Here is a 23,558-nt window from a genome sequence, read left to right on the forward strand (position 1 = left end):
AAAAAAACGTCGCCGGACGAGTTCGGACCCGCCCGGACCGTCGGCCGGCCCGATCACGCGCGCAGTTTGCCATACAATGCGCACCATCATGCACGACCGACGCCTCCATTTTCTCGTTCCGTTCGCGCTGCCGTCGGCGGCCGATGCGGCCTCGTCCCTGCACACGCTGGACAGTCCCGCGCTCGAAAAGTTGCTCGCCCGCGCGAGCCTCGCCGAGCGCGTGACCGGCGAGGACTTCCAGCGCACGCTGCCGCACGAGCGCTGGCTGGCCCGCCAGTTCGGCGCGACCCACGGCAATGCCGCCGACGAGGCGCCGCTCGCACCGTATATGCTGCTGGCCGACGGCGGCGACCCCGGCACGCACGCATGGGCGTGCGTCGAGCCCGTCCACGTCGAAATCGCGCACGATCATCTCGTGCTCGTCGATCCGGCCAGCCTCGCGCTCGACGACGGCGATGCCGCCGCGCTACTGGCAGTCGCGCGCCCGTTGATCGAGGAGCTCGGCGTACGGCTCGAAGCGCCGCAACCCGCGCGCTGGTATCTGTCGAGCGAGCAGCTGGCGCGCCTCGCCGGCGCCGCGCCGCTGCGCGCGAGCGGCCGCAACATCGAGATCTGGCTGCCGCATGAAGCGCACACCGGCGAACGCTCGCGGATGTGGATGAAGCTGCAGAACGAAGTACAGATGGCGTGGTTTCAGCATCCGGTCAACGAAGCGCGCGAGGCGCGCGGATTGCCGGCCGTCAACTCGATCTGGTTCCATGCGCAGGGCACGCTGAAGCCGGTCGGCAAGCCGTTCGGGCGCGTGCTGTCCGCGTCGCCCGCGGCGCTCGGCCTCGCGCGCGCCGCGCACGCGGACGCCGGCGCGGTGCCGGCCGCATACGGTGCGCTGCCGGCGGCCGCCGGCGCGACGCTCGTCGAACTGCCGGCGCTGACCGCCCCGTTCATCGAACAGGACTGGGCGCGCTGGCACGATGCGCTCGCCGCGCTGGAGCGCGACTGGTTCGCACCGTCGCTCGCGGCGCTGCAAAGCGGCGAGCTGGCCGGTGTCGGCTTAACGCTGTGCGGCGACACGAGTTCCGTCACGCTGCACGCAACGCGCGGCGATCTGCGCAAGTTCTGGCGCCGCCGCGCGCTGGCGTCCCTGTTCGAATAACCACACCTGTATGACCCGGATCGTTACCCGCCCCGTCGCGCCCGCCGACGCCGAAGCGCTCGCACGCCACGGGCTGCACCCTGTCCTCGCGCGCCTGTATGCGTCGCGCGGCGTGCAATCCCCGGCCGACATCGAAATCGCGCTCGCACGCCTGTTGCCCCCCACCGAGCTGAAGGGCTGCGCGGACGCCGCAACGCTGCTCGCCAATGCGATCGCGGACCGCCGCCGCCTGCTGGTCGTCGCCGATTACGACTGCGACGGCGCCACCGCGTGTGCGGTCGCGGTGCGGGGGCTCCGCATGTTCGGCGCGCAGATCGACTACCTGGTGCCGAACCGCTTCGAATACGGCTACGGGCTCACGCCCGAAATCGTCGAACTGGCCGCCGCGCGCAAGCCCGATCTGCTCATTACCGTCGACAACGGGATCGCGAGCGTCGCGGGCGTCGAAGCCGCGAATGCGCGCGGCATCGACGTGCTCGTGACCGACCACCACCTGCCCGGCGACGCGCTGCCCGCCGCGCGCGCGATCGTCAACCCGAATCAGCCCGGCTGCACGTTCCCGAGCAAGCACATCGCGGGCGTCGGCGTGATGTTCTACGTGCTGCTCGCGCTGCGCGCCGAGCTGCGCCGCCGCGGCGCGTTCGCGAGCAAGGAAGCCGAACCGCGCCTCGACGGGCTGCTCGACCTCGTCGCGCTCGGCACCGTCGCGGACGTGGTGCGGCTCGACGGCAACAACCGCGTGCTCGTCGCGCAAGGGCTGCAGCGCATCCGCAACGGCCGCATGCAACCGGGTGTGGCCGCGCTATTCCGCGCCGCCGGCCGCGAAACGCGCACCGCGTCGGGCTTCGACCTCGGCTTCGGCGTCGGCCCGCGCCTGAACGCCGCCGGGCGGCTCTCCGACATGTCGCTCGGCATCGAATGCCTGATCACCGACGACATCGGTCGTGCGTGGGAGCTCGCGCAGCAGCTCGACGCGATGAATCGCGAGCGCCGCGAGATCGAGGCCGGCATGCAGCAGCAGGCGCTCGCCGATCTCGCCGCCGTCGATCCGGCCGACGCATGCACGATCACGCTGTTCAATCCCGCATGGCACCAGGGCGTGATCGGCATCGTGGCCGGGCGGCTCAAGGAGAAATTCCACCGCCCGTCGTTCACGTTCGCGCATGCGGACGACGCCGGCGCGCGGGTCAAGGGCTCGGGCCGCTCGATCCCCGGCTTCCACCTGCGCGATGCGCTCGACCTCGTGTCCAAGCGCGAGCCCGACCTGATCGTCGCGTTCGGCGGCCACGCGATGGCCGCGGGCCTCACGCTCGACACCGCCAACGTACCGCGCTTCGCAGCCGCGTTCGAGGCGGTTGCGCGCGAGTGGCTGTCCGACGATGCGCTCGCGCGCGTAATAGAGACCGACGGCGAGCTGGAGGAAGCGTATTTCACGCCGCAGTTCGTCGGGCTGCTCGACGAAGCGGTCTGGGGCCAGGGCTTTCCGGCCCCGCTTTTTTCCGGCGAATTCGATGTGGTGTCGCAGTCGCTCGTGAAGGAAAAGCACCTGAAGCTGCAGTTGGCACGCGGCCGCCAGCGTTTCAACGCCATCTGGTTCAACCACACCGACCCGCTGCCGGCGAGCGCGTTGATTGCGTACCGCCTCGTGGCCGACACGTGGAACGGCGTGACGCGCGTGCAGCTGGTCGTCGAGCACGCCGCAGGCTGAGCGCCGGCGGCGCTCGGCGCCCGCATGCGCGCCGCGCCGGACTGGCGCGCGGCGCCGATGCAAGCACACTCGGCGTCACCGGGAAACCCCGCCGATCGGCTATAATTCCGCTTTTTTACGACGCAAGAACAGCGAACGATCATGGAAGCGGAACGTCTCAACGCGATCGAAAGCTCCCTGCTCGACCTGCGCAACCGCGCGGGCGAGCTTCGGGGGTATCTTTGACTACGACGCCAAAGCTGCGCGTCTGACCGAAGTCAACAAGGAACTCGAAGACCCGAACGTCTGGAACGATTCGAAGAACGCCCAGGCACTCGGCCGCGAGAAAAAGCTGCTCGAAGGCGTCGTCACGACGCTGACGGCGCTCGATAGCGATCTGCGCGACGCGCTCGACCTGTTCGAGCTTGCCCGCGAGGAAGGCGACGAAGACACCCTCGTCGCATCCGAAGAAGACGCGAAGAAGCTCGAAGCACGCGTCGGCGACATCGAATTCCGCCGGATGTTCTCGAACCCGGCCGATCCGAACAACTGCTTCATCGACATCCAGGCCGGCGCCGGCGGCACCGAGGCGTGCGACTGGGCCTCGATGCTGCTGCGCCAGTACCTGCGCTATTGCGAGCGCAAGGGTTTCAAGGCCGAAGTGCTCGAAGAATCCGACGGCGACGTCGCGGGCATCAAGAACGCGACGATCAAGGTGTCGGGCGAATACGCGTACGGCTTTCTGCGCACCGAAACCGGCATCCACCGCCTCGTGCGCAAGTCGCCGTTCGACTCGTCGGGCGGGCGTCACACGTCGTTCTCGTCGGTGTTCGTGTATCCGGAAATCGACGATTCGATCGAAGTCGAGGTGAACCCCGCCGACCTGCGCATCGACACGTACCGCGCATCGGGCGCGGGCGGCCAGCACATCAACAAGACCGACTCGGCCGTGCGGATCACGCACATGCCGACCGGCATCGTCGTGCAGTGCCAGAACGACCGCTCGCAGCACCGCAACCGTGCCGAAGCGATGGCCATGCTGAAGTCGCGCCTGTACGAAGCCGAAATGCGCAAGCGCCAGGCCGAGCAGGACAAGCTCGAATCGAGCAAGACCGATGTGGGCTGGGGCCACCAGATCCGCTCGTACGTGCTTGACCAGAGCCGCGTGAAGGATCTTCGTACGAACGTCGAAATGAGCAACACGAAGGCCGTGCTCGACGGCGATCTCGACGACTTCATCAGCGCGAGCCTCAAACAGGGCGTGTAAGCGCCGCGGCGCGGCCTGTCCGGTCGCGCCGCCCTCCCCGTTGCGTTGCCGCCCCCACTCCGAATTCCGACCATCATGACCGAACCGACCCAAACGCAGCCCGCCGTCGCGGCGGACGAAAACCAGATCATCGCCGAGCGCCGCGAGAAGCTGCGCGCGTTGCGCGAGCAAGGCGTCGCCTATCCGAACGACTTCCGGCCGACGCATCACGCCGCCGATCTGCAGGCGAAATTCGCTGACTCGGACAAGGCCGCGCTCGAAGCGAACCCGGTCGAGGTGTCGATCGCCGGCCGCATGATGCTCAAGCGCGTGATGGGCAAGGCGAGTTTCGCGACGGTACAGGACGGTTCGGGCCAGATCCAGTTCTTCGTGACGCCGAACGACGTCGGCGCGCAAACCTACGACGCATTCAAGAAGTGGGACCTCGGCGACATCATCGCCGCCCGCGGCGTGCTGTTCCGCACCAACAAGGGCGAGCTGTCGGTCCAGTGCAAGGAGCTGCGCCTGCTGTCGAAGGCGCTGCGTCCGCTGCCTGACAAGTTCCACGGCCTCGCCGACCAGGAAATGCGCTACCGCCAGCGCTACGTCGATCTGATCGTCACGCCGGAAACGCGCGATACGTTCCGCGCGCGCACCAAGACCATCGCGTCGATCCGCAAGTTCATGGACAACGCCGACTTCATGGAAGTCGAGACGCCGATGCTGCATCCGATCCCGGGCGGCGCGGCGGCCAAGCCGTTCGTCACGCATCACAACGCGCTCGACATGCAGATGTTCCTGCGCATCGCGCCGGAGCTGTACCTGAAGCGCCTGATCGTCGGCGGTTTCGAGCGCGTGTTCGAAATCAACCGCAATTTCCGGAACGAAGGCGTGTCGCCGCGCCACAACCCGGAATTCACGATGATGGAGTTCTACGCCGCGTACACCGATTACCGCTGGCTGATGGACTTCACCGAGCAGTTGATCCGTCAGGCGGCAATCGATGCGCTCGGCACCGCGACGATCCAGTACCAAGGCCGCGAGCTCGACCTCGCGAAGCCGTTCCACCGTCTGACGATCACGCAGGCGATCCAGAAATACGCGCCGCAGTACACCGACGGCCAGCTGTCGGACGACGCGTTCCTGCGTTCCGAACTGAAGCGCCTGGGCGTCGACGTGTTGCAGCCGGCCTTCCTGAACGCCGGCATCGGCGCGCTGCAGCTCGCGCTGTTCGAAGAAACCGCCGAATCGCAGCTGTGGGAGCCGACTTACATCATCGACTACCCGGTCGAAGTGTCGCCGCTCGCGCGCGCATCGGATACGGTGCCGGGCATCACCGAGCGCTTCGAGCTGTTCATGACCGGCCGCGAGATCGCGAACGGCTTCTCGGAACTGAACGATCCGGAAGATCAGGCCGCCCGCTTCAAGAAGCAGGTCGAGCAGAAGGATGCCGGTGACGAGGAAGCGATGTACTTCGACGCCGATTACATCCGCGCACTTGAACACGGGATGCCGCCGACGGGCGGCTGCGGGATCGGCATCGACCGTCTGGTGATGCTGCTGACCGACAGCCCGACGATCCGCGACGTGCTGCTGTTCCCGCATCTGCGCCGCGAAGACTGACGGCTGGCTGGTTGCGTGTGCGCCGCGCCCTGCGGCGCACACTACGGCTTTGTAACCGCGCGTAAATCCTGCCTGCCGGCGTCCGCCGGCGCACGATCCATCCCCGTTTATTCTCCTTGCCGCGACGCGTTGCTACGGGTTTTCCCGGTACCGGGCGTCAATCCTGCGCTGCAATTCGTTACACCTTGATACGGTGCGACGCCAGCGCGTGGACGACACTCCTGTTGCGTCACCACGCATGATCACGGGACCAGAACGAGGCGCCGGAACGCCGAGTCTGATCGCTCCCGAGCGTGGGATCCAGCCAGCGCCACCGTGCCGGGCCGGATCGACACAGGAGAAAAAAATGGACAACCAGAATCAGACCACGCCGCAAAAGCAACGCCTCCATCCGCTGATCGCGACCGCGGCCGGCGCCGTCATCGTCGCAAGCCTCGCGGCCACCGCTGCGATTACGGGCATCTTCCCCAAGGCCAGCAGCAATAACGCGGAGAACGGCCAGACCCAAGCCGCGCTGATTGCGTCGCAGCCGGCCGTCGACACGGCAGCGGCCGCGAGTGCCGCGCGCGCCGCGCAGGCTCAGCAGGAAGCAGCCGAGCGGGCTGCGCAGCAAAAGGCCGTCGCGCAAGCTGAACCGAAGCCCGCGCCGCGGCCGGCCGCCACGCACCATCGGCACACGCCGGCACCGCAACCGCCGCAATACGCGCAGCAGCCGTCCACGCCCGCGCAGCCGGCGTATTGCCAGACCTGCGGCACGATTATCGCGATCACGCAGACGCGCACGCCCGGCCAGAGCTCGGGGATCGGCGCGGTCGGCGGCGCGGCCGCCGGCGGCCTGCTCGGCAATCAGTTCGGTCACGGCAACGGCCGCACCGCGATGACGATCATCGGCGCACTCGGCGGCGGCCTCGCGGGCAACCAGGTCGAGAAGCAGGTGCGCGCGGAAACCGACTATCAGGTGCAGGTCCAGATGGAAAGCGGTGCAACGCGCACGTTCACGTACCACAACCCGCCGCCGTTCGGTCAGGGCCAGCGCGTGCGGATCGAAAACGGCACGCTGGTCGGCGTCTGACGGATCACGAAATGCCGGGCGGTCCTTGCCCGGCACCGGCAATGAAAAAAAGGCTCGCGATGCATGCATCACGAGCCTTTTCCTTTGGCGGGCGCCATCGAGCATGTTCGCTCAGGCGCCGGACGATCGTCAGTCCTCGTCGTCGAAGTCCGATTCGTCGATCCAGTGCGCCTGAATCGCTTCGAGGATCTTCTCGCCCGAGTGAGCCGGGTCGTCGGTGAAACCGTCGAGTTCGATCACCCATTGGCGCAGATCCACGAAATTGATTCGCTGCGGATCGACGTCCGGATGCTTGTCTGCCAGCGCGATGGCGATTTCGCGCGAATCGGTCCATTTCATGGCCTGCTCTCCCGTGTACGCTGCGAGTCCGCCCCGCCCGTCCGTCAGTGGTTTTCCTTCGCGTGGTTGATCGAATACTTCGGAATCTCGACCACCAGGTCCGAATCTTCCTTCACGATCGCCTGGCAAGACAGGCGCGACGTCGGCTCGAGGCCCCACGCCTTGTCGAGCAGGTCGTCTTCGTCCTCCTCGGACGGCTCGAGATCGTTGAAACCCTCGCGGATCACCACGTGGCACGTCGTGCATGCGCACGACTTCTCGCACGCGTGTTCGATCTCGATCCCGTTGTCGAGCAGATTGTCGCAAATACTCTTGCCGGGCGTCGCGTCGATCACTGCGCCGTCCGGGCACAGTTCGACGTGAGGCAGCACCACCAGTTGAGGCATGTCCGTTCCGTCAGTCAGAGTGCGGCGGCTGGCGCCGCACGGTTCAATATCGCGCGGGCCGTCATCGGCCCGCGTGCAAGTCGCTCGTTCTCAGATCTCGTCGAGGCGTCGACCCGACAATGCACGCTTGATGCTCTTGTCCATCCGGCGCGCAGCGAATTCGTCGGTGCCGTCGGCGAGCGTTTTCGTCGCCGCTTCGATTGCGTCCGCCTCCTCGCCCTGCGCGACCGTGCGCAGCGCCGCGACCAGCGTGTCGATCTGCGCGCGTTCGGCGTCGTCGAGGAGTTCGCCGTCGGCCGCGAGCGCGGCTTGCGTCGCCTCGATCATCCGCTCGGCCTCGACTTGCGCTTCGCGCAGCGCACGTGCGCGCATGTCGATTTCGGCGGTCTTGAAGCTGTCCTCAAGCATTTTCGCGATGTCGTCGTCGGCGAGGCCGTACGACGGCTTCACGACGACCGACGCTTCGACGCCCGAATGCTGCTCGCGCGCGAACACGGACAACAGGCCGTCCGCGTCGACCTGGTACGTCACGCGAATGCGCGCCGCACCGGCCGTCATCGGCGGAATGCCGCGCAGCTCGAATCGGGCGAGCGACCGGCAATCTGCAACGAGTTCACGCTCGCCCTGCACGACGTGGATTGCCATCGCGGTCTGGCCGTCCTTGAACGTCGTGAATTCCTGCGCACGCGCGATCGGAATCGTCGAATTGCGCGGAATGATCTTCTCGACGAGGCCGCCCATCGTCTCGACACCGAGCGACAGCGGAATCACGTCGAGCAACAGCCAGTCGTCGCCGCTGCCGCGATTGCCCGCGAGCAGGTCCGCCTGGATCGCCGCGCCGAGCGCGACGACCTGATCGGGATCGAGATTGACGAGCGGCGGCTGGCCGAAATATTTCGCGACCGCATCGCGGATCACCGGCATGCGCGTCGCGCCGCCGACGAGGACGACACCCTTGATGTCGGCCGGCGTCACCTGCGCATCGCGCAGCGCCTTGCGGGTCGGCGTCAGCGTGCGCTGCACGAGCGGCTCGACGAGCGACGCGAACGTGTCGTGCGAAATCGTCTGCACGAGATGTGCGCCGTTCGACAGCGTCACGTCGAGCGACGCGTCGGGCGCGGACGACAGCGCCTCCTTCAGCACGCGCACGCGATCGAGCAGCAGGCGCACGTCCTCCGGCGCGAGCGCCTTCGCGTCGAGACCGGCCTGCGCGAGCACGTGGTTGAACAAGGCGTGGTCGAAATCGTCACCGCCGAGCGCGGAATCGCCGCCCGCGGCCAGCACTTCGAACACGCCCTTCGTCAGCTTCAGGATCGACAGGTCGAACGTGCCGCCGCCAAGGTCGTACACCGCGTACAGGCCTTCGGCCGCGTTGTCGAGACCGTACGCGATCGCGGCTGCCGTCGGTTCGTTCAGCAGGCGGAGCACGTTCAGGCCCGCGAGACGCGCGGCGTCTTTCGTCGCCTGGCGCTGCGCATCGTCGAAATACGCGGGCACCGTGATCACCGCGCCGACCAGTTCGTCGCCGAGCGTGTCTTCCGCACGATGACGCAGCGTCGCGAGAATCTCGGCCGACACTTCGACCGGACTCTTCACACCGTCGATCGTGCGGATCTGCACCATGCCCGGCGCGTCGACGAATTCGTACGGCGCGTTCGCGGCGCCTTCGACTTCGGCCTTGCCGCGGCCCATGAAGCGCTTGACCGACACGATCGTGTTGCGCGGATCGGTCGCCGCCTGCTCCTTCGCGTCGTAGCCGATACGGCGGCCGCCCCTCTCCAGATAACGGACCACCGACGGCAGCAGCACGCGGCCCGCTTCGTCCGGCAGCACTTCGGGCACGCTGTTGCGCACGGCCGCGACCAGCGAATTCGTCGTGCCGAGATCGATCCCGACAGCGAGTCGCCGCTGATGCGGCGCCGGCGCCATGCCCGGTTCGGAAATTTGCAGTAAAGCCATCTTGGTTCGTTCGGGCGCTCGGCCCGTTTGCTGCGCGTGCCGCGAGGCACGCGGTTAAGTTTCGAGACGTTCGATCTGCGCGCCCACCTCCGACGCGACCCGTTCGATGAACATCAGCTGGCGCACGGCCTCGGCGGCGGCCTGGTCCGCGCCGCTGTCGAGCAGCGTGCCGAGGCGCTCGAGACGCACGCGCTTTTCGTCGCGCAGCTCTGCGAGCAGCGCATCGAGCGCGTCGACGTTGCGGGCCGCCGCGGCATCCTCGATGCCCTCGCGCCACTCCATCTGCTGCATCAGGAACGCCGGCTCCATCGCGGTGTTGTTTTCCGCGCCGATGTCGACGCCGCGCAGCGACAGCAGGTAGGTTGCGCGCTTCAGCGGATCGCGCAGCGTGCGGTACGCCTCGTTCGCGCGCGTCGCCCATTGCATCGCAATACGCTTTTGCGCGTCGCCGGCCGCCGCGAAGCGGTCCGGGTGCACCTGCGTCTGCACCGTGCGGTACGCGTTGTCGAGCGCCGCCTCGTCAAGCGCGAATTGCGCCGGCAGGTGAAACAGATCGAAGTGGCTGTCTTTCAGCGAAACCATCGTCGCGTTCAATTCCGGTTCGTCGCGCGGCAAACGCCGCACATTAAAAAGGCGGCCCGTGCCGCCTCTTGCCCGCATCGCGCGGAAGCCCGCATCACACGCGGAACGATTCGCCGCAGCCGCACTCGTCCTTCACGTTGGGGTTGTTGAACTTGAACCCTTCGTTCAGGCCTTCGCGGGCGAAATCGAGCTCGGTGCCGTCGATGTACGCAAGGCTTTTCGGATCGACGACGACCTTCACGCCATGGCTCTCGAACACCTGATCCTCGGGGGCCAGCTCGTCGACATACTCGAGCTTGTACGCGAGCCCCGAGCACCCGGTCGTGCGAACGCCAAGCCGCAGGCCCACACCCTTGCCGCGACGGACGAGGTACTTCTGGACGTGCTGTGCTGCTTTTTCGGTCAGTGTAATTGCCATGATGTCCTTGCCGCAGCGTGCCGCAGGAGCCCGCCGCGTTCCCTTCCAAGCGCCCCACAAACCCGTCGCTTCGCGCCGGACCTCCCCCGAGGGGGTCAATGAAACTTGGGGCGACCCGGCGTATTATCGAGAAACCGCTCGATGCCGGTCAGGCCGCTGCCTGATCGCCTTCCTTGGTGTCGTGGCGCTTCTTGTAGTCGGCCACGGCTGCCTTGATCGCGTCTTCCGCGAGAATCGAGCAGTGAATCTTCACCGGCGGCAGCGCAAGCTCCTCGGCGATCTGCGTGTTCTTGATCGACAGCGCCTCGTCGAGCGTCTTGCCCTTCACCCATTCGGTCACGAGCGAGCTCGACGCGATGGCGGAACCGCAGCCGTACGTCTTGAACTTCGCGTCTTCGATCACACCGTCCGCGCCGACGCGGATCTGCAGCTTCATCACGTCGCCGCAGGCCGGCGCGCCGACCATGCCCGTGCCGACCGCGTCGTCGTCTTTCGCGAACGAACCGACGTTACGCGGGTTTTCGTAGTGATCCAGAACCTTGTTGCTGTATGACATGACTCAGACTCCTTGACTCGTTACGTCTGCGTGCGCAAATCCGCCCGCGAATGTATTCAATGCGGTGTTCAGTGTGCGGCCCATTCGATCGTCGACAGATCGATGCCTTCCTGGTGCATTTCCCAGAGCGGCGACAGTTCGCGCAGCTTCGCGATCTTGCTGTTCAGCAGTTCGATCACGAAGTCGACTTCCTGCTCGGTCGTGAAGCGGCCGACGGTAAAGCGGATCGAGCTGTGCGCGAGTTCGTCGTTGCGGCCCAGCGCGCGCAGCACGTACGACGGCTCCAGCGACGCCGACGTGCATGCGGAGCCCGACGACACTGCGACGTCCTTGATCGCCATGATCAGCGACTCGCCTTCGACGAAGTTGAAGCTGATGTTCAGGTTGTGCGGGACACGGTGCTCCATGTCGCCGTTCACGTACGTTTCCTCGATCTGCGACAGCCCGCGCAGCAGCTTGTCGCGCAGCATGCGGATACGCTCGTTCTCGGTCGCCATTTCTTCGCGTGCGATGCGGAACGCCTCGCCCATGCCGACGATCTGGTGCGTCGGCAGCGTGCCCGAACGCATTCCGCGCTCGTGGCCGCCGCCGTGCATCTGCGCTTCGATGCGCACGCGCGGCTTGCGGCGCACGTACAGCGCGCCGATGCCCTTCGGGCCGTACGTCTTGTGCGCCGAGAACGACATCAGGTCGACCTTCAGCTTCGCGAGGTCGATCTCGACCTTGCCGGTCGCCTGCGCGGCGTCGACGTGGAACACGATGCCCTTCTCGCGGCAGATCTCACCGATCGTTTCGATGTCCTGGATCACGCCGATCTCGTTGTTCACGTGCATCACCGACACGAGGATCGTGTCCGGGCGCAGCGCGGCCTTGAACACGTCGAGATCGATCAGGCCGTCTTCCTTCACGTCGAGATAGGTGACTTCGAAGCCGTCGCGCTCGAGCTCGCGGCAGGTGTCGAGCACGGCCTTGTGCTCGGTTTTCACCGTGATGATGTGCTTGCCCTTGCCCTTGTAGAAGTTCGCGGCACCCTTGATTGCGAGGTTGTCCGATTCCGTTGCGCCAGACGTCCAGATGATTTCGCGCGGATCCGCATTCACAAGCGCAGCCACCTGTTCGCGCGCTTCCTCGACCGCGCGTTCGGCATCCCAGCCGTACGCGTGGCTGCGCGATGCCGGGTTGCCGAACTGCTCGCGCAGGTACGGCACCATCTTGTCGACCACCCGCGGATCGACCGGCGTCGTCGCGCTGTAATCCATGTAGATGGGCAGGTGGAGAGTCTCTTGGGTCATCTGTCGCTCCGGGGATTCTGTGCAGGGACTATGTGCGTTATGGGGTGTACGGCGCGTTCGCGTTCACGAACTCGCGATGTTGAACACCGAATTGGGGCCGAGCGGCATCGTGCGCACGGGTTCGGCCGGCGCCGCGACGGGCTCCGGCGTGCGCCGGTCGCGCAGCACCGCCGGTGCGCCCTCGCGAGCACGCTGCTGATCGACGAGATCCTGCAGCGATACCGAATCGAGGTATTCGACCATTTTCTGGTTCAGGGTCGACCACAGCTCGTGCGTCATGCAATGGCCGTCGGGCTGCTTCGAGCCGTCGCACGTGCCTTTGCCGCCGCACTGCGTGGCGTCGAGCGGCTCATCGACTGCGATGATGATGTCGGCAACGGTGACGTCCTGCGCGCGGCGCGCGAGGTTGTAACCGCCGCCCGGGCCGCGCACGGATTCGACGATTTCATGCCTGCGCAGCTTGCCGAACAACTGTTCGAGATACGAGAGCGAAATCCGCTGGCGCTGGCTGATGCCTGCAAGCGTCACCGGGCCCTGCTCCTGGCGCAGTGCCAAGTCGATCATCGCCGTGACGGCGAAACGGCCTTTGGTGGTGAGTCTCATGGTGTCTAGGGGACTGCAATCTTGACGATTTTGGTCAAGTATAAATATTTGACGTTTTTAGTCAAGTATCCATGTCTACGGCAGGGTATTCGCAATGCGCTGAATACCGTGCCGCGATCAGCGTGCCGCGCGGCTGCGCAGCGTCTCCAGCAGGCCCGCGCACGCGCGCTCGACCTGATCGAGCACCTGCTCGAAACCCTGCGCACCGCCGAAATAAGGATCGGCGACTTCGGTCTCGGCCGCGCCCGGCGCGAACTCCATCAGCAGACGCAACTTGTCGCGATGCTCGGCCGGGCAGCGCCGGCGCAGCTCGGCGAGGTTTGCTTCATCCATCGCCAGCAGCAGGTCGAACCGCTCGAAATCCGCCGCGCTCACCTGTCGCGCCCGCAACGCAGACAAGTCATAGCCGCGCGTGCGTGCAGCGGCCTGTGCGCGCGTGTCGGGCGGCTCGCCGACGTGCCAGTCGCCGGTGCCCGCCGAATCAATCGCGATCCGGTCGGCCAGCCCGGCCGCGTCCACCTGGTGACGCATCACGCCTTCTGCGGTGGGCGAACGGCAGATATTGCCGAGACAGACAAAACAGATCGCAACGCGGGTCATCGCTCTATCGGAAAGGGGCGGCGAACCGCGACGGAGAACAACACGCCATTATACAAAGGCGTGCGGAATCGCGCCGCCGCGCAAAGCGACGGCCGCGTGCATTACAGCGCCTTCGGTGCAGCGAGCACGACATCGCCGGAAGCGGCCGGCAACGGCGTCGCCGCGTCGCCGACGAGCCCGAACGATACCGCGCGCGCCAGTTCGGCCGATGCCTGATGCACGGCGATCGGGCCACGCGACGGCGCATCGCCGATCGCGTGCAGATAAGCGGCCGCGGCGAGCGGGACGACGATTGCCAGCGGCCAGTACATCGATATTGTCTTTCTCATGATGCGGCTCCTTGACCTCATTCCCCGAAGCCACTTTCGGGGACTACAAGCCACATTCTATAGACCGCATCTATCAGGATAAATATGTAAATAGCGAACGCTCTGTTGCCGCTCGATGAACAGTCGTCAGCCGAGGTGAGTTTGCGATGCTGCGTACAGTTCGCGGAACGTGCGGCCGGTCGGGGTCGGCATGTCGCGCGTGTCCATCCACCCGCCCATCATCGGCAGGCGCCGCAGCGTGCCTCCGCTGCCGCCGAGCCGCTCGAGAATCCGCACCGCGAGTTTGGTCGTCAACGCGTAGAGCATCGGCCGGCGCGCGAAAAAGCCCCAGGCCGCAAGCGCGGCCCGTTCGCGCCACGGCCGCAGGTGCCGCTCGACCTGCTTCTCGCGCAGCGTGCGCAGCAGGTGCGACAGCGGGATCCCGGCCGGGCACACGCTGTCGCACTCGCCGCACAGCGTCGCGGCCTGCGGCAGGTCGAGCGCGTGATCGACGCCGACGTAACTGGGCGTCAACACCGATCCCATCGGGCCCGGATAGACCCATCCGTATGCGTGGCCGCCGACCTTCTGGTACACGGGGCAATGGTTCATGCACGCGCCGCAGCGGATGCAGCGCAGCATCTCCTGGAACTCGCCGCCGAGCAGGCCCGTGCGGCCGCCGTCGACGAGCACCACGTAGTTGTGCTCGGGCCCGTCTTCGTCGCCCGGGCCGCGCGGGCCGGTGAGGAGCGAAAAGTAGTTCGACGTCTTCTGCCCGGTCGCGGAGCGCGGCAGCAGGCGCATCGCGGTCGCGAGATCCTCGAGCGTCGGCAGCACCTTCTCGATGCCCGTCACGGCGACATGCACGCGCGGCATCACCGTGCACATCCCTTCGTTACCTTCGTTCGTGACGATCGCAACCGAGCCCGTCTCGGCGATGACGAAGTTGCCGCCCGTCACACCCATGTCGGCCGACAGAAAATGCGGACGCAGCACCTCGCGCGCCTCGCGCGTCATGTCCGGAATCTCGGTCAGCCGCTCGCGCTGGTGCGTGCGCGCGAACAGGTCGGCGATCTCGTCCTTGTCCTTGTGGACGACGGGCGCAATGATGTGGCTCGGCGGCTCGTTGTCGTTGATCTGCAGAATGTATTCGCCGAGGTCCGTCTCGATCGACTGCACGCCCATTTCGGCCAGCACCGCGTTCAGGCGCATTTCCTCCGAGACCATCGACTTCGTCTTGATGACCTTCTTCACGTCGTGGCGCCGAGCGATATCGGCGACGAGCCGCGCGGCATCCGCCGTCGTTTCCGCATACAGCACCGTCGTGCCGCGCCGCGTCGCCTCGCGCTCGAAAGCGTCGAGCCATACATCGAGGTTTTCCAGCGCACGATTGCGGCGCGCCTTGAGCGCGGCGCGCGTCGCCGGGAAGTCGATCGCCGTCATCGCGTCCGCACGTGCTGACACGAACTTCGTCGACAGTTTCTTCAGGTTCTGCTGCAGACGCTGGTCGGCGAGCTTCTGGCCGGCACGCGCCTTGAAATGCATCGATTGGACTTGCATCGCGGTATCGGGAGAAATGTGAGCGGAACCGGGCGTCGTCAAACGTCGCCCGCCAGGACCTGCGCAACGTGCAGCACGCGTGTGTCGCGGTCGCCGATGCGGCGCAACCGCCCTTCGATGTTCAGCATGCAGCCGAGGTCGCCGAGCACGACTGCACCCGCGCCGGACGCGCGCACGTTCGCGCATTTTTCGTCGGCGATTGCCGCCGAAATGCCGCCGTACTTCACCGCGAACGTGCCGCCGAAGCCGCAGCAGTGCTCGCAGTCCTTCATCTCGGTGACGGCAACGCCGCGCTGCGCGAGCAGCGCGCGCGGCTGCGCCTTCACGCCGAGCTCACGCAGGCCGGAGCAGGAATCGTGATACGTGACGGGGCCGGCGAATTCGCCGGGCGGCAGCGTGACCTTTGCAACGTTCGCGAGGAAATCGGTGAGTTCGTAGACCTTCTGCTGGAACCGCACATAGCGCCCCATCAGTTCGGGGTCGTCGCGGAACAGGTCGCCGTAGTGCGCGCGGATCATGCCGCCGCACGAACCCGACGGCGCGACGACGTAATCGAATTGCTCGAACTCGCGCAGCGTCTTTTCGGCGAGGTCGCGTGCGAGCGCGCGGTCGCCCGAGTTGTAGGCCGGCTGGCCGCAGCAGGTTTGCGCGGGCGGCACGAATACCTCGTAGCCGGCATCGCGAATCAGTTTCAGCGCCGAAAAGCCGATTTCCGGACGCATCAGGTCGACCAGGCAGGTCACGAACAAACCGACTCGCATATGCGCTCCTTCGAGAAAACGGCCCTCATTATCCGCCGTTTGGCCGGCGGGACCAACGCCGGCGCGTGTACAACCGCCGACAGCCATCCCAAGCGAGGACTTCCTCGAACGGCGTTCGCTTTTTTCACAATACGAGATACAATCGTCGCAACACCGCTTGACGCGTCAACCGATTCTCCCCCCGACATGAGCCAACCCGCCCCGGATTCCAAAACATCGATCCAGGTGATCGAACGCATGATGCGGCTGCTGGACGCGCTCGCCGCGCACAGCGACCCCGTCAGCCTGAAGGAACTTGCGCAGCGCACGGATCTCCATCCGTCGACCGCGCACCGCATCCTCAACGACATGGTGACGTGCCGCCTCGTCGACCGCTCCGATCCCGGCACCTACCGGCTCGGCATGCGGCTGCTCGAGCTCGGCAACCTCGTGAAGGCGCGCCTGTCGGTGCGCGACGCAGCGTTGATGCCGATGCGCGAACTGCACCGCCTCACCGGGCAGACGGTGAATCTGTCGGTGCGCCAGGGCGACGAAATCGTCTATATCGAACGCGCTTATTCGGAGCGTTCGGGGATGCAGGTTGTCCGCGCGATCGGCGGACGTGCGCCGCTGCACCTGACGTCGGTCGGCAAGCTGTTTCTCGCGGCCGACGAAACGGCGCGCGTGCGTGCGTATGCGACGCGCACCGGGCTGTCCGGACATACCCAGAACAGCATCACCGACATCGCGAAGCTCGAGCGCGAACTGACGATCGTGCGCCAGCAATCGTGTGCACGCGACAACGAGGAGCTGGAGCTCGGCGTGCGCTGCATCGCCGCCGGCATCTACGACGACTCGGGCAAGCTCGTCGCGGGCCTGTCGCTGTCGGCGCCGGCCGACCGGCTGCAGGACGCATGGCTCGGCCAGCTGAGCCGCACCGCACTGACCATCTCGGAATCGCTCGGCTACCGCCCCGCCCCCGAAAAAGACACGGAAGGGCTGCAACGGCACGCGTGAGCCGCGCGTTCGCTGTTCACCAACGCAAAAGCCCCGCTGTCGCGGGGCTTTTTCTTTTGCGACCGGTACGCGGCGGCGCGCCGCCGCGGTGCGATCAGGTGCCGCCGTTCGCGGTGTTGGCCGCCGTCAGCCGCTCGCCGCCGCCGGCATCCAGCCAGTTGCGCAGGCGCGCCGCGTCGGCAAAGCGCGAATACTTGCCGAACGAATCCAGCAGCACCATCACCATCGGCCGGCCATGGATCGTCGCCTGCATCACGAGACATTCACCCGCCTCGTTGATGAAGCCCGTCTTCTGCAGACCGATGTCCCACGAGCCGTTGCCGCGAATCAGCGCATTCGTGCTGTTGTAGACGAGGTTACGCTTGCCGGTATAGACATCGTAGGTACGATCAGTCGAGAACTGGCGAATCAGCGGGTACTGGTACGCCGCATTGACCATCTTCACGAGGTCGCGCGCGCTCGACACGTTCGAGCTCGACAGACCCGTCGAATTCTCGAAGTGCGTGTCGTTCATGCCCAGCGCCTTCGCCTTCGCGTTCATCGCCGCGATGAACGCCGGACGCCCGCCCGGGTAGTACCGCGACAGCGCGGCCGCCGCGCGGTTTTCCGAGGCCATCAGCGCGATGTGCAGCATGTCCTCGCGCGACAGGACCGAGCCGACCGACAGGCGCGAGCCCGTGCCCTTTTCGTAATCGCGGTCCTCGTCGGTGACTTCGAGCTGATCGGTCATCGGCGCCTTCGAGTCGAGCACGACCATCGCCGTCATCAGCTTCGAGATCGACGCGATCGGCACGACCGCGTGCGAATTCTTGTCGAACAGCGGCTCGCCGGTATTCTGGTCGACGACGTATGCGACGCTCGAGCGCAGCGCGAGCGCGTCAGGCGTGTCGTGCAGGCCGAAGGCCTGGCCGACCGTCGGGCGGCGCGGCTGGAACGCAACCTTGCGCACCGCACCGCGATGGCCGTGCACGTTCGACGCGAGCGTCACGCGCTTGCGCGATGCCCGAGGCCCATCGGCCGACGCGACGTTGGCGGAGGCGGCTTTCGCGGTCTTCTTCTTCGCGGACGAAGCGGAAGCGGCTTTCTTGGCGGCCTGGTGGGTCTTCGCAGTGGCGGCAACTGCGTCAGCGGGCACGGCGGTCGCGAGCAACGCGACGGCGACCGACACAGCCGTGCCGAGCGTCATGCTCTGCAACAATCTGCGTGGTGAAAACGATTCGGCTTTCATTGGGGTCTGGACAAAGCGGGCGGGAGGTTTCCGCAAGTGTAGTTAAAGCTGAAAAAAAGAGCAATATTAGGCACTTACCGATCGTCTTTAAACCGGAATGTAAGAATCGACCGACCTTCCATCGATCGACCCTCCCGCTCCCATCGAAAAAATTGATGGAGAGCGCGGCCCGACAGTACCCGTCTCCCGATTACCACGCGGTTAATTGAGATAACGTCACTTCGGCGACAAGTTAAAGCGGGGAAAGTACGTAAAGCGGGAAAGTACGTATCCGGCGCTCGGTGTGCCAATGGCACCGGTCACAGCCGTGGCGGCGGCACGTCGCCACGGCGTACGCATCGAAACGGCGCGCTTTTCGACAGGAACAGAAGCATAACGTTCCACGTGCCTGTCAGGTTTACCTGTGCTGGATCATGGTGCGATGCGTGTGCCCCGCCCGCGTGCGCACCATCTGGGATCACGCCTGAAACCGATTCCGAACGACCACGATAACTTGTTGTTTTGTCGATAATTTGTCGCGATTGTGCAACGCACAAAAAGTGCTTGACAACAGTTTTCGGTGCCCTAAAATATGGCTCATTGCTGCGTTGCACAAAGCGCGCGCACCGAAGTTCCCCGTCGTAGTGCCCTTTATCCCTGCGATCGACGCGATCGCTTTTCAGGAGCTTGACATGTCCTTGCTGACCCCCGAGCAAATCGCCGCCGCACAGAAAGCCAACCTCGAGAGCCTGTTCGGTCTGACGACCAAGGCGTTCGAAGGCGTCGAAAAGCTGATCGAACTGAATCTGCAGGTCGTGAAGTCGACGCTGACGGAAAGCCAGGAAAACGCGCAGCGTCTGCTGTCGGTGAAAGATGCGCAGGAGCTGATCGCGCTGCAGGCAAGCCTGTCGCAGCCGGTCGCGGAAAAGGTGCTGTCGTACAGCCGTCACCTGTACGAAATCGCGTCGTCGACGCAAGCGGAGTTCGCGAAGGTCGCCGAAGCTCAGTTCGAAGAGCAGAACAAGAAGGTCCAGGCGCTCGTGGACAACGTCGCGAAGAACGCGCCGGCCGGTTCGGAAACGGCTGTCGCCGCGCTGAAGTCGGCGCTGAACGCCGCGAACACGACGTACGAAACGGTCCAGAAGGCTGCGAAGCAAGCGGTCGAGATCGCGGAAACGAACTTCAACGCGGCTGCCGCTGTCGCGACGAAGGCCGCGACGGCCGCTGCCTCGCGCCGTACGACGAGCAAGCCGGCCGCGTAAGCGTCCGCTGCTCCTGAAGAAGCCGCGCCATGCGCGGCTTTTTCGTTTCCGGCGCCCGAACGTGCTTATCGGGCACCGTCAGATTGTTGGCGCGGCTGCAGTCGGCCGTCCGAAACAAAACGCCGCCGTCCGGAAATTCCGGGCGGCGGCGTTTTTGCGGCCGGCGCGCGGCGGGCCGTGCCGATGCCGTTACTTCTTGCGTTGCGGCGGCAGGTCGGTACAGACGCCCTCGTACAGTTCGGCGGCCATGCCGACCGATTCGCCGAGCGTCGGGTGCGGATGGATCGTCTTGCCGATGTCTTCCGCGTCCGCGCCCATCTCGACGGCGAGGCACACTTCGCTGATCAGGTCGCCCGCGTTCAGGCCGACGATGCCGCCGCCGATCACGCGATGGGTTTCCTCGTCGAAGATCAGCTTCGTGAAGCCTTCGTCGCGGCCGTTTGCGATTGCGCGGCCCGACGCGGCCCACGGGAATACGGCCTTGCCGTATTTGATGCCTTCGGCCTTGCACTGGTCTTCCGTCTTGCCAGCCCACGCCACTTCCGGATCGGTGTACGCGACCGACGGGATCTGCAGCGCGTCGAAGTACGCCTTCTCGCCGTGTGCGGCTTCCGCCGCGACGTGGCCTTCATGGACGGCCTTGTGCGCGAGCATCGGCTGGCCGACGATGTCGCCGATCGCGAAGATGTGCGGGACGTTCGTGCGCATCTGCTTGTCGACTTCGATGAACCCGCGGTCGGTGACGGCGACGCCGGCCTTGTCGGCACCAATCTTCTTGCCGTTCGGGCTACGGCCCACCGCGACGAGCACGAGGTCGTAGCGCTGCGCTTCCGCCGGCGCCTTCTCGCCCTCGAACTTCACGTAGATGCCGTCTTCCTTCGCTTCCGCGCCGACCGTCTTGGTCTTCAGCATCACGTTGCCGAACCGCTTCGCGTTGTACTTTTCCCAGACCTTCACGAGATCGCGATCGGCGCCCATCATCAGGCCGTCCATCATTTCGACGACGTCGATCTCGGCGCCGAGCGTCGAGTAGACCGTTGCCATTTCGAGGCCGATGATGCCGCCGCCGATCACGAGCATGCGCTTAGGCAACTGGCGCAGTTCGAGTGCGCCCGTCGAGTCGACGACGCGCGGATCTTCGGGCATGAACGGCAACTTCACCGCTTGCGAGCCGGCGGCGATGATCGCCTGTTTGAACTTGACGACCTTCTTGCCGTTTTCGCCCTGCACTTCCATGTGGTACGGATCGACGAATGCGCCGACGCCGGTGACCACTTCGACCTTGCGTGCCTTGGCCATGCCGGCGAGGCCCGTCGTCAGCTTCTTGACGACGCCGCCCTTGAAGTCGCGCAGCTTGTCGAGATCGACTTGCGGCTTGCCGAACGTGATGCCGTGCGAAGCAAGCGCCGCCGCTTCCTCGACGACGAGCGACGTATGCAGCAGTGCCTTCGACGGGATGCAGCCGACGTTCAGGCACACGCCGCCGAGCGTCGAATAGCGCTCGACCAGCACCGTCTTCATGCCGAGGTCGGCGGCGCGGAACGCGGCCGAGTAGCCGCCGGGGCCGGCGCCGAGCACGAGCATGTCGCACTCGATGTCGGCGGCACCGCCGTAGCTGCCGGCTTGCGGCGCGGCCGCCGGAGCGGCGGGCGCAGGGGCCGGAGCCGGTGCTGCGGCCTTCGCGGGCTCCGGTGCCTTCGCGGGTGCGGCAGCGCCTGCCGATGCTTCGACGATGGCGATGACCGTGCCTTGCGAGACTTTGTCGCCGGCCTTGATCTTGATTTCCTTCACGGTGCCGGCGACGTCGCTGGGCACTTCCATGGAGGCTTTATCGGATTCGAGCGTGATGAGCGTTTGCTCTTTTTCGATCACGTCGCCGGGTTTGACGTTGACTTCGATGACATCGACGCCGCTGAAATCGCCGATATCCGGAACCTTGACTTCGATGAGACTCATTACTGTCCCCTTCTTGATTGGCTGCAGACAGAGGGGGAGAAGCCCGCAGAGAAAAACCCGCGACTACGGCCCGACCAAAGAACACGAACCTGGGCAGTACCACCTTTGCCGTCCGCCCAAGGACGCGCCTTTCTTTTGGTTACTTTTCTTTGGAAGACGACCCGAAGGTAGTCCCTGTGGGACAAAGAAAAGTAACCGCCGCCCCGCGCAGGGGCGACACTGGTAGACCGTTAGCGCAACAGGTTCAACGACGAGGCGCGGATCACTGACAAAAAGACCACGCCCGCGCGAGCCACTCCCACGCTCATCAAAGAATGATGCGGCGGAAATCGGCCAGCAACGCGCCGAGATACGCATTGAACCGCGCGGCTTCCGCGCCATCGATGACACGATGGTCATACGACAGCGACAGCGGCAGCGTCAACCGCGGCACGAACTGCTTGCCGTCCCACACCGGTTTCATCTGACCGCGCGACAGCCCGAGGATGGCGACTTCCGGCGCGTTGATGATCGGCGTGAAGTGCGTGCCGCCGATCCCGCCGAGCGACGAAATCGAGAAGCAGCCACCCTGCATCTGGTCGGGCTTCAGCTTGCCGTCGCGCGCAGCCTTCGACAGTTCGGCCATTTCCTTCGCGATGTCGACGAGTCCCTTCTTGTCCGCGTCGCGGATCACCGGCACGACGAGACCGTTCGGCGTATCGGCGGCAAACCCGATGTGGTAGTACTGCTTGAACACCAGGTTGTCGCCGTCGAGGCTCGCGTTGAAAGTCGGGAATTTCTTCAGCGCGGCGACGACTGCCTTGATCACGAACGCGAGCATCGTGAATTTCACGCCCGCCTTCTCGTGCTCCTTGTTCAGCTGCACGCGCAGCGCTTCGAGCTCGGTGATGTCCGCTTCGTCGTTGTTCGTGACGTGCGGGATCATCACCCAGTTGCGATGCAGGTTCGCGCCCGAGATCTTCTTGATGCGCGACAGCGGCTTCGCCTCGAACGGGCCGAACTTCGAGAAGTCGACCTTCGGCCACGGCAGCAGGTTCAGTTCGCCGCCGCCTGCCGGCGCGGCTGCCGCAGCCGGCGCCGCGCGCTGGCCCGTCATCACGCCCTTCACGAAGCCCGTGATGTCTTCCTTCGTGATGCGGCCCTTCGGCCCGGTACCCTGCACGCGCGCGACTTCGACGCCCAGTTCGCGCGCGAACTTGCGCACCGACGGCGATGCGTGGCTGGCGCGGTATTCGCCCGACGGCGCAGCGGCCGGTGCAGCGGCAGCCGGTGCCGGAGCCGGTGCGGCCTTCGCCGGTGCCGGTGCAGCGGCAGGCGCCGCAGCGGCTGCGGCGGGCGCCGGTGCGCTCGCCTGCGGTGCGGCCGCAGCCGATGCGCCGGCGGCTTCGAGCAGCACGATCAGCGTGCCTTCCGACACCGAATCGCCCACCTTTACCTTGATGTCCTTCACGACGCCGGCGGCCGGGCTCGGCACGTCCATCGTCGCCTTGTCCGACTCGAGCGTGACGAGCGACTGTTCCTTCTCGACCGTGTCGCCCACCTTCACGCCGATTTCGATAACCGGAACATCCTTGTAGTCGCCGATGTCGGGCACCTTCACTTCGAGCGTACCGCCGGATGCGGCAGGTGCGGCCGCGGGCGCTGCGGCCGGTGCCGGCGCTGCTGCAGGTGCCGGCGCCGCGGCCGGCGCGGCCGCGCCGTTCGCCTGGCCGGCTGCGCTGCCTTCGAGCAGCACGATCAGCGAGCCTTCCGACACGGAGTCGCCGACCTTGACCTTGATCTCCTTCACCACGCCGCCAACCGGGCTCGGCACGTCCATCGTCGCCTTGTCCGACTCGAGCGTGACGAGCGATTGCTCCGGCTCGACCGTATCGCCCACCTTCACGCCGATCTCGATCACCGGCACGTCCTTGTAATCGCCGATATCCGGCACCTTCACTTCGATCGCTTGACTCATCTTTTTGTGTCTCCATGGCCGCGCGCGCCTCTCCG

22 protein-coding genes are annotated in these 23,558 nt (G+C 65.7%); 7 read left to right on the top strand and 15 right to left on the bottom strand.

Annotated features, from left to right (window positions below):
• The first annotated feature begins 76 nt into the window (after nucleotides 1-76).
• The 5 genes from WK25_RS10250 to WK25_RS10275 all read left to right on the top strand — a co-directional run bounded on the left by WK25_RS10250 (nucleotide 77) and on the right by WK25_RS10275 (nucleotide 6,781).
• On the top strand, nucleotides 77-1,153 hold the full coding sequence (locus tag WK25_RS10250) for a regulator (RefSeq protein ID WP_069241535.1): 1,077 nt from the start codon (nucleotides 77-79) through the stop codon (nucleotides 1,151-1,153).
• Nucleotides 1,154-1,163: 10 nt separating this feature from the next.
• Nucleotides 1,164-2,861, top strand: a complete 1,698-nt coding sequence (gene recJ, locus WK25_RS10255) for a single-stranded-DNA-specific exonuclease RecJ (protein WP_069241536.1) — start codon at nucleotides 1,164-1,166, stop codon at nucleotides 2,859-2,861.
• A gap of 141 nt (nucleotides 2,862-3,002) precedes the next feature.
• Nucleotides 3,003-4,107 (top strand): peptide chain release factor 2 gene (gene prfB, locus WK25_RS10265; protein ID WP_144245455.1). Its coding sequence is split into 2 segments (ribosomal slippage): nucleotides 3,003-3,083 and nucleotides 3,085-4,107, totalling 1,104 coding nucleotides; the frame shifts between segments, so codons are not numbered across the junction.
• A gap of 75 nt (nucleotides 4,108-4,182) precedes the next feature.
• Nucleotides 4,183-5,709: a lysine--tRNA ligase gene (gene lysS, locus WK25_RS10270; protein WP_069241537.1), complete on the top strand. Its 1,527-nt coding sequence runs from the start codon at nucleotides 4,183-4,185 to the stop codon at nucleotides 5,707-5,709.
• A gap of 346 nt (nucleotides 5,710-6,055) precedes the next feature.
• Complete coding sequence (locus tag WK25_RS10275; RefSeq protein ID WP_040144568.1) at nucleotides 6,056-6,781, top strand: glycine zipper 2TM domain-containing protein; 726 nt, start codon at nucleotides 6,056-6,058, stop codon at nucleotides 6,779-6,781.
• Between the two features lie 129 nt (nucleotides 6,782-6,910).
• Here the strand turns inward: WK25_RS10275 and iscX are convergent, their stop codons facing one another.
• From iscX to WK25_RS10335, 12 genes are all read right to left on the bottom strand, one after another.
• Nucleotides 6,911-7,120: a Fe-S cluster assembly protein IscX gene (gene iscX / locus WK25_RS10280; protein WP_040144569.1), complete on the bottom strand. Its 210-nt coding sequence runs from the start codon at nucleotides 7,118-7,120 to the stop codon at nucleotides 6,911-6,913.
• 44 nt (nucleotides 7,121-7,164) lie between these two features.
• On the bottom strand, nucleotides 7,165-7,506 hold the full coding sequence (fdx, locus tag WK25_RS10285) for an ISC system 2Fe-2S type ferredoxin (protein WP_040144570.1): 342 nt from the start codon (nucleotides 7,504-7,506) through the stop codon (nucleotides 7,165-7,167).
• Nucleotides 7,507-7,596: 90 nt separating this feature from the next.
• The gene (gene hscA / locus WK25_RS10290; RefSeq protein WP_069241538.1) at nucleotides 7,597-9,465 is read right to left on the bottom strand and encodes a Fe-S protein assembly chaperone HscA; all 1,869 of its coding nucleotides are present in this window, start codon (nucleotides 9,463-9,465) and stop codon (nucleotides 7,597-7,599) included.
• A 54-nt stretch (nucleotides 9,466-9,519) separates the two neighbouring features.
• On the bottom strand, nucleotides 9,520-10,047 hold the full coding sequence (gene hscB, locus WK25_RS10295) for a Fe-S protein assembly co-chaperone HscB (protein WP_040144989.1): 528 nt from the start codon (nucleotides 10,045-10,047) through the stop codon (nucleotides 9,520-9,522).
• 94 nt (nucleotides 10,048-10,141) lie between these two features.
• Complete coding sequence (iscA, locus tag WK25_RS10300; protein WP_011885413.1) at nucleotides 10,142-10,465, bottom strand: iron-sulfur cluster assembly protein IscA; 324 nt, start codon at nucleotides 10,463-10,465, stop codon at nucleotides 10,142-10,144.
• A gap of 148 nt (nucleotides 10,466-10,613) precedes the next feature.
• Nucleotides 10,614-11,021: a Fe-S cluster assembly scaffold IscU gene (iscU, locus tag WK25_RS10305; RefSeq protein WP_009691729.1), complete on the bottom strand. Its 408-nt coding sequence runs from the start codon at nucleotides 11,019-11,021 to the stop codon at nucleotides 10,614-10,616.
• Nucleotides 11,022-11,089: 68 nt separating this feature from the next.
• Nucleotides 11,090-12,313, bottom strand: a complete 1,224-nt coding sequence (locus tag WK25_RS10310; RefSeq protein ID WP_059546122.1) for an IscS subfamily cysteine desulfurase — start codon at nucleotides 12,311-12,313, stop codon at nucleotides 11,090-11,092.
• Between the two features lie 63 nt (nucleotides 12,314-12,376).
• Nucleotides 12,377-12,916, bottom strand: a complete 540-nt coding sequence (gene iscR, locus WK25_RS10315) for a Fe-S cluster assembly transcriptional regulator IscR (protein ID WP_009691731.1) — start codon at nucleotides 12,914-12,916, stop codon at nucleotides 12,377-12,379.
• A 117-nt stretch (nucleotides 12,917-13,033) separates the two neighbouring features.
• On the bottom strand, nucleotides 13,034-13,516 hold the full coding sequence (locus WK25_RS10320; protein WP_069241539.1) for a low molecular weight protein-tyrosine-phosphatase: 483 nt from the start codon (nucleotides 13,514-13,516) through the stop codon (nucleotides 13,034-13,036).
• A gap of 101 nt (nucleotides 13,517-13,617) precedes the next feature.
• Nucleotides 13,618-13,845 (bottom strand): hypothetical protein, encoded by a 228-nt coding sequence (locus WK25_RS10325; RefSeq protein WP_040144574.1) that lies wholly within the window; start codon nucleotides 13,843-13,845, stop codon nucleotides 13,618-13,620.
• 126 nt (nucleotides 13,846-13,971) lie between these two features.
• Nucleotides 13,972-15,384, bottom strand: a complete 1,413-nt coding sequence (locus WK25_RS10330) for a lactate utilization protein B (protein WP_069241540.1) — start codon at nucleotides 15,382-15,384, stop codon at nucleotides 13,972-13,974.
• 38 nt (nucleotides 15,385-15,422) lie between these two features.
• Nucleotides 15,423-16,145 carry a (Fe-S)-binding protein gene (locus tag WK25_RS10335; RefSeq protein WP_040144576.1) on the bottom strand — a complete coding sequence of 241 codons (723 nt, stop codon included), beginning with the start codon at nucleotides 16,143-16,145 and terminating at the stop codon, nucleotides 15,423-15,425.
• A gap of 186 nt (nucleotides 16,146-16,331) precedes the next feature.
• Here WK25_RS10335 and WK25_RS10340 point away from each other — a divergent pair, with 186 nt between their 5' ends.
• Nucleotides 16,332-17,141 carry an IclR family transcriptional regulator gene (locus tag WK25_RS10340; RefSeq protein ID WP_040144577.1) on the top strand — a complete coding sequence of 270 codons (810 nt, stop codon included), beginning with the start codon at nucleotides 16,332-16,334 and terminating at the stop codon, nucleotides 17,139-17,141.
• A gap of 94 nt (nucleotides 17,142-17,235) precedes the next feature.
• Here the strand turns inward: WK25_RS10340 and pbpG are convergent, their stop codons facing one another.
• Nucleotides 17,236-18,369 carry a D-alanyl-D-alanine endopeptidase gene (gene pbpG / locus WK25_RS10345; protein WP_040144578.1) on the bottom strand — a complete coding sequence of 378 codons (1,134 nt, stop codon included), beginning with the start codon at nucleotides 18,367-18,369 and terminating at the stop codon, nucleotides 17,236-17,238.
• A 671-nt stretch (nucleotides 18,370-19,040) separates the two neighbouring features.
• Between pbpG and WK25_RS10350 the strand changes: the two genes are divergently transcribed.
• On the top strand, nucleotides 19,041-19,610 hold the full coding sequence (locus WK25_RS10350) for a phasin family protein (RefSeq protein ID WP_040144990.1): 570 nt from the start codon (nucleotides 19,041-19,043) through the stop codon (nucleotides 19,608-19,610).
• A 189-nt stretch (nucleotides 19,611-19,799) separates the two neighbouring features.
• On the opposite strand, the gene lpdA is transcribed toward WK25_RS10350, so the two are convergent.
• Together lpdA and aceF are read right to left on the bottom strand one after the other, a co-directional pair.
• Nucleotides 19,800-21,566: a dihydrolipoyl dehydrogenase gene (lpdA, locus tag WK25_RS10355; RefSeq protein ID WP_040144579.1), complete on the bottom strand. Its 1,767-nt coding sequence runs from the start codon at nucleotides 21,564-21,566 to the stop codon at nucleotides 19,800-19,802.
• A gap of 307 nt (nucleotides 21,567-21,873) precedes the next feature.
• Entirely contained in the window at nucleotides 21,874-23,523 is a 1,650-nt protein-coding gene (gene aceF / locus WK25_RS10360; RefSeq protein ID WP_069241541.1) for a dihydrolipoyllysine-residue acetyltransferase, read from the bottom strand.
• Between the last annotated feature and the right edge of the window lie 35 nt (nucleotides 23,524-23,558).

Origin of the sequence: Burkholderia latens (assembly GCF_001718795.1) — a bacterium.
In the GTDB taxonomy this organism is placed as follows: Bacteria; Pseudomonadota; Gammaproteobacteria; order Burkholderiales; family Burkholderiaceae; genus Burkholderia; species Burkholderia latens_A.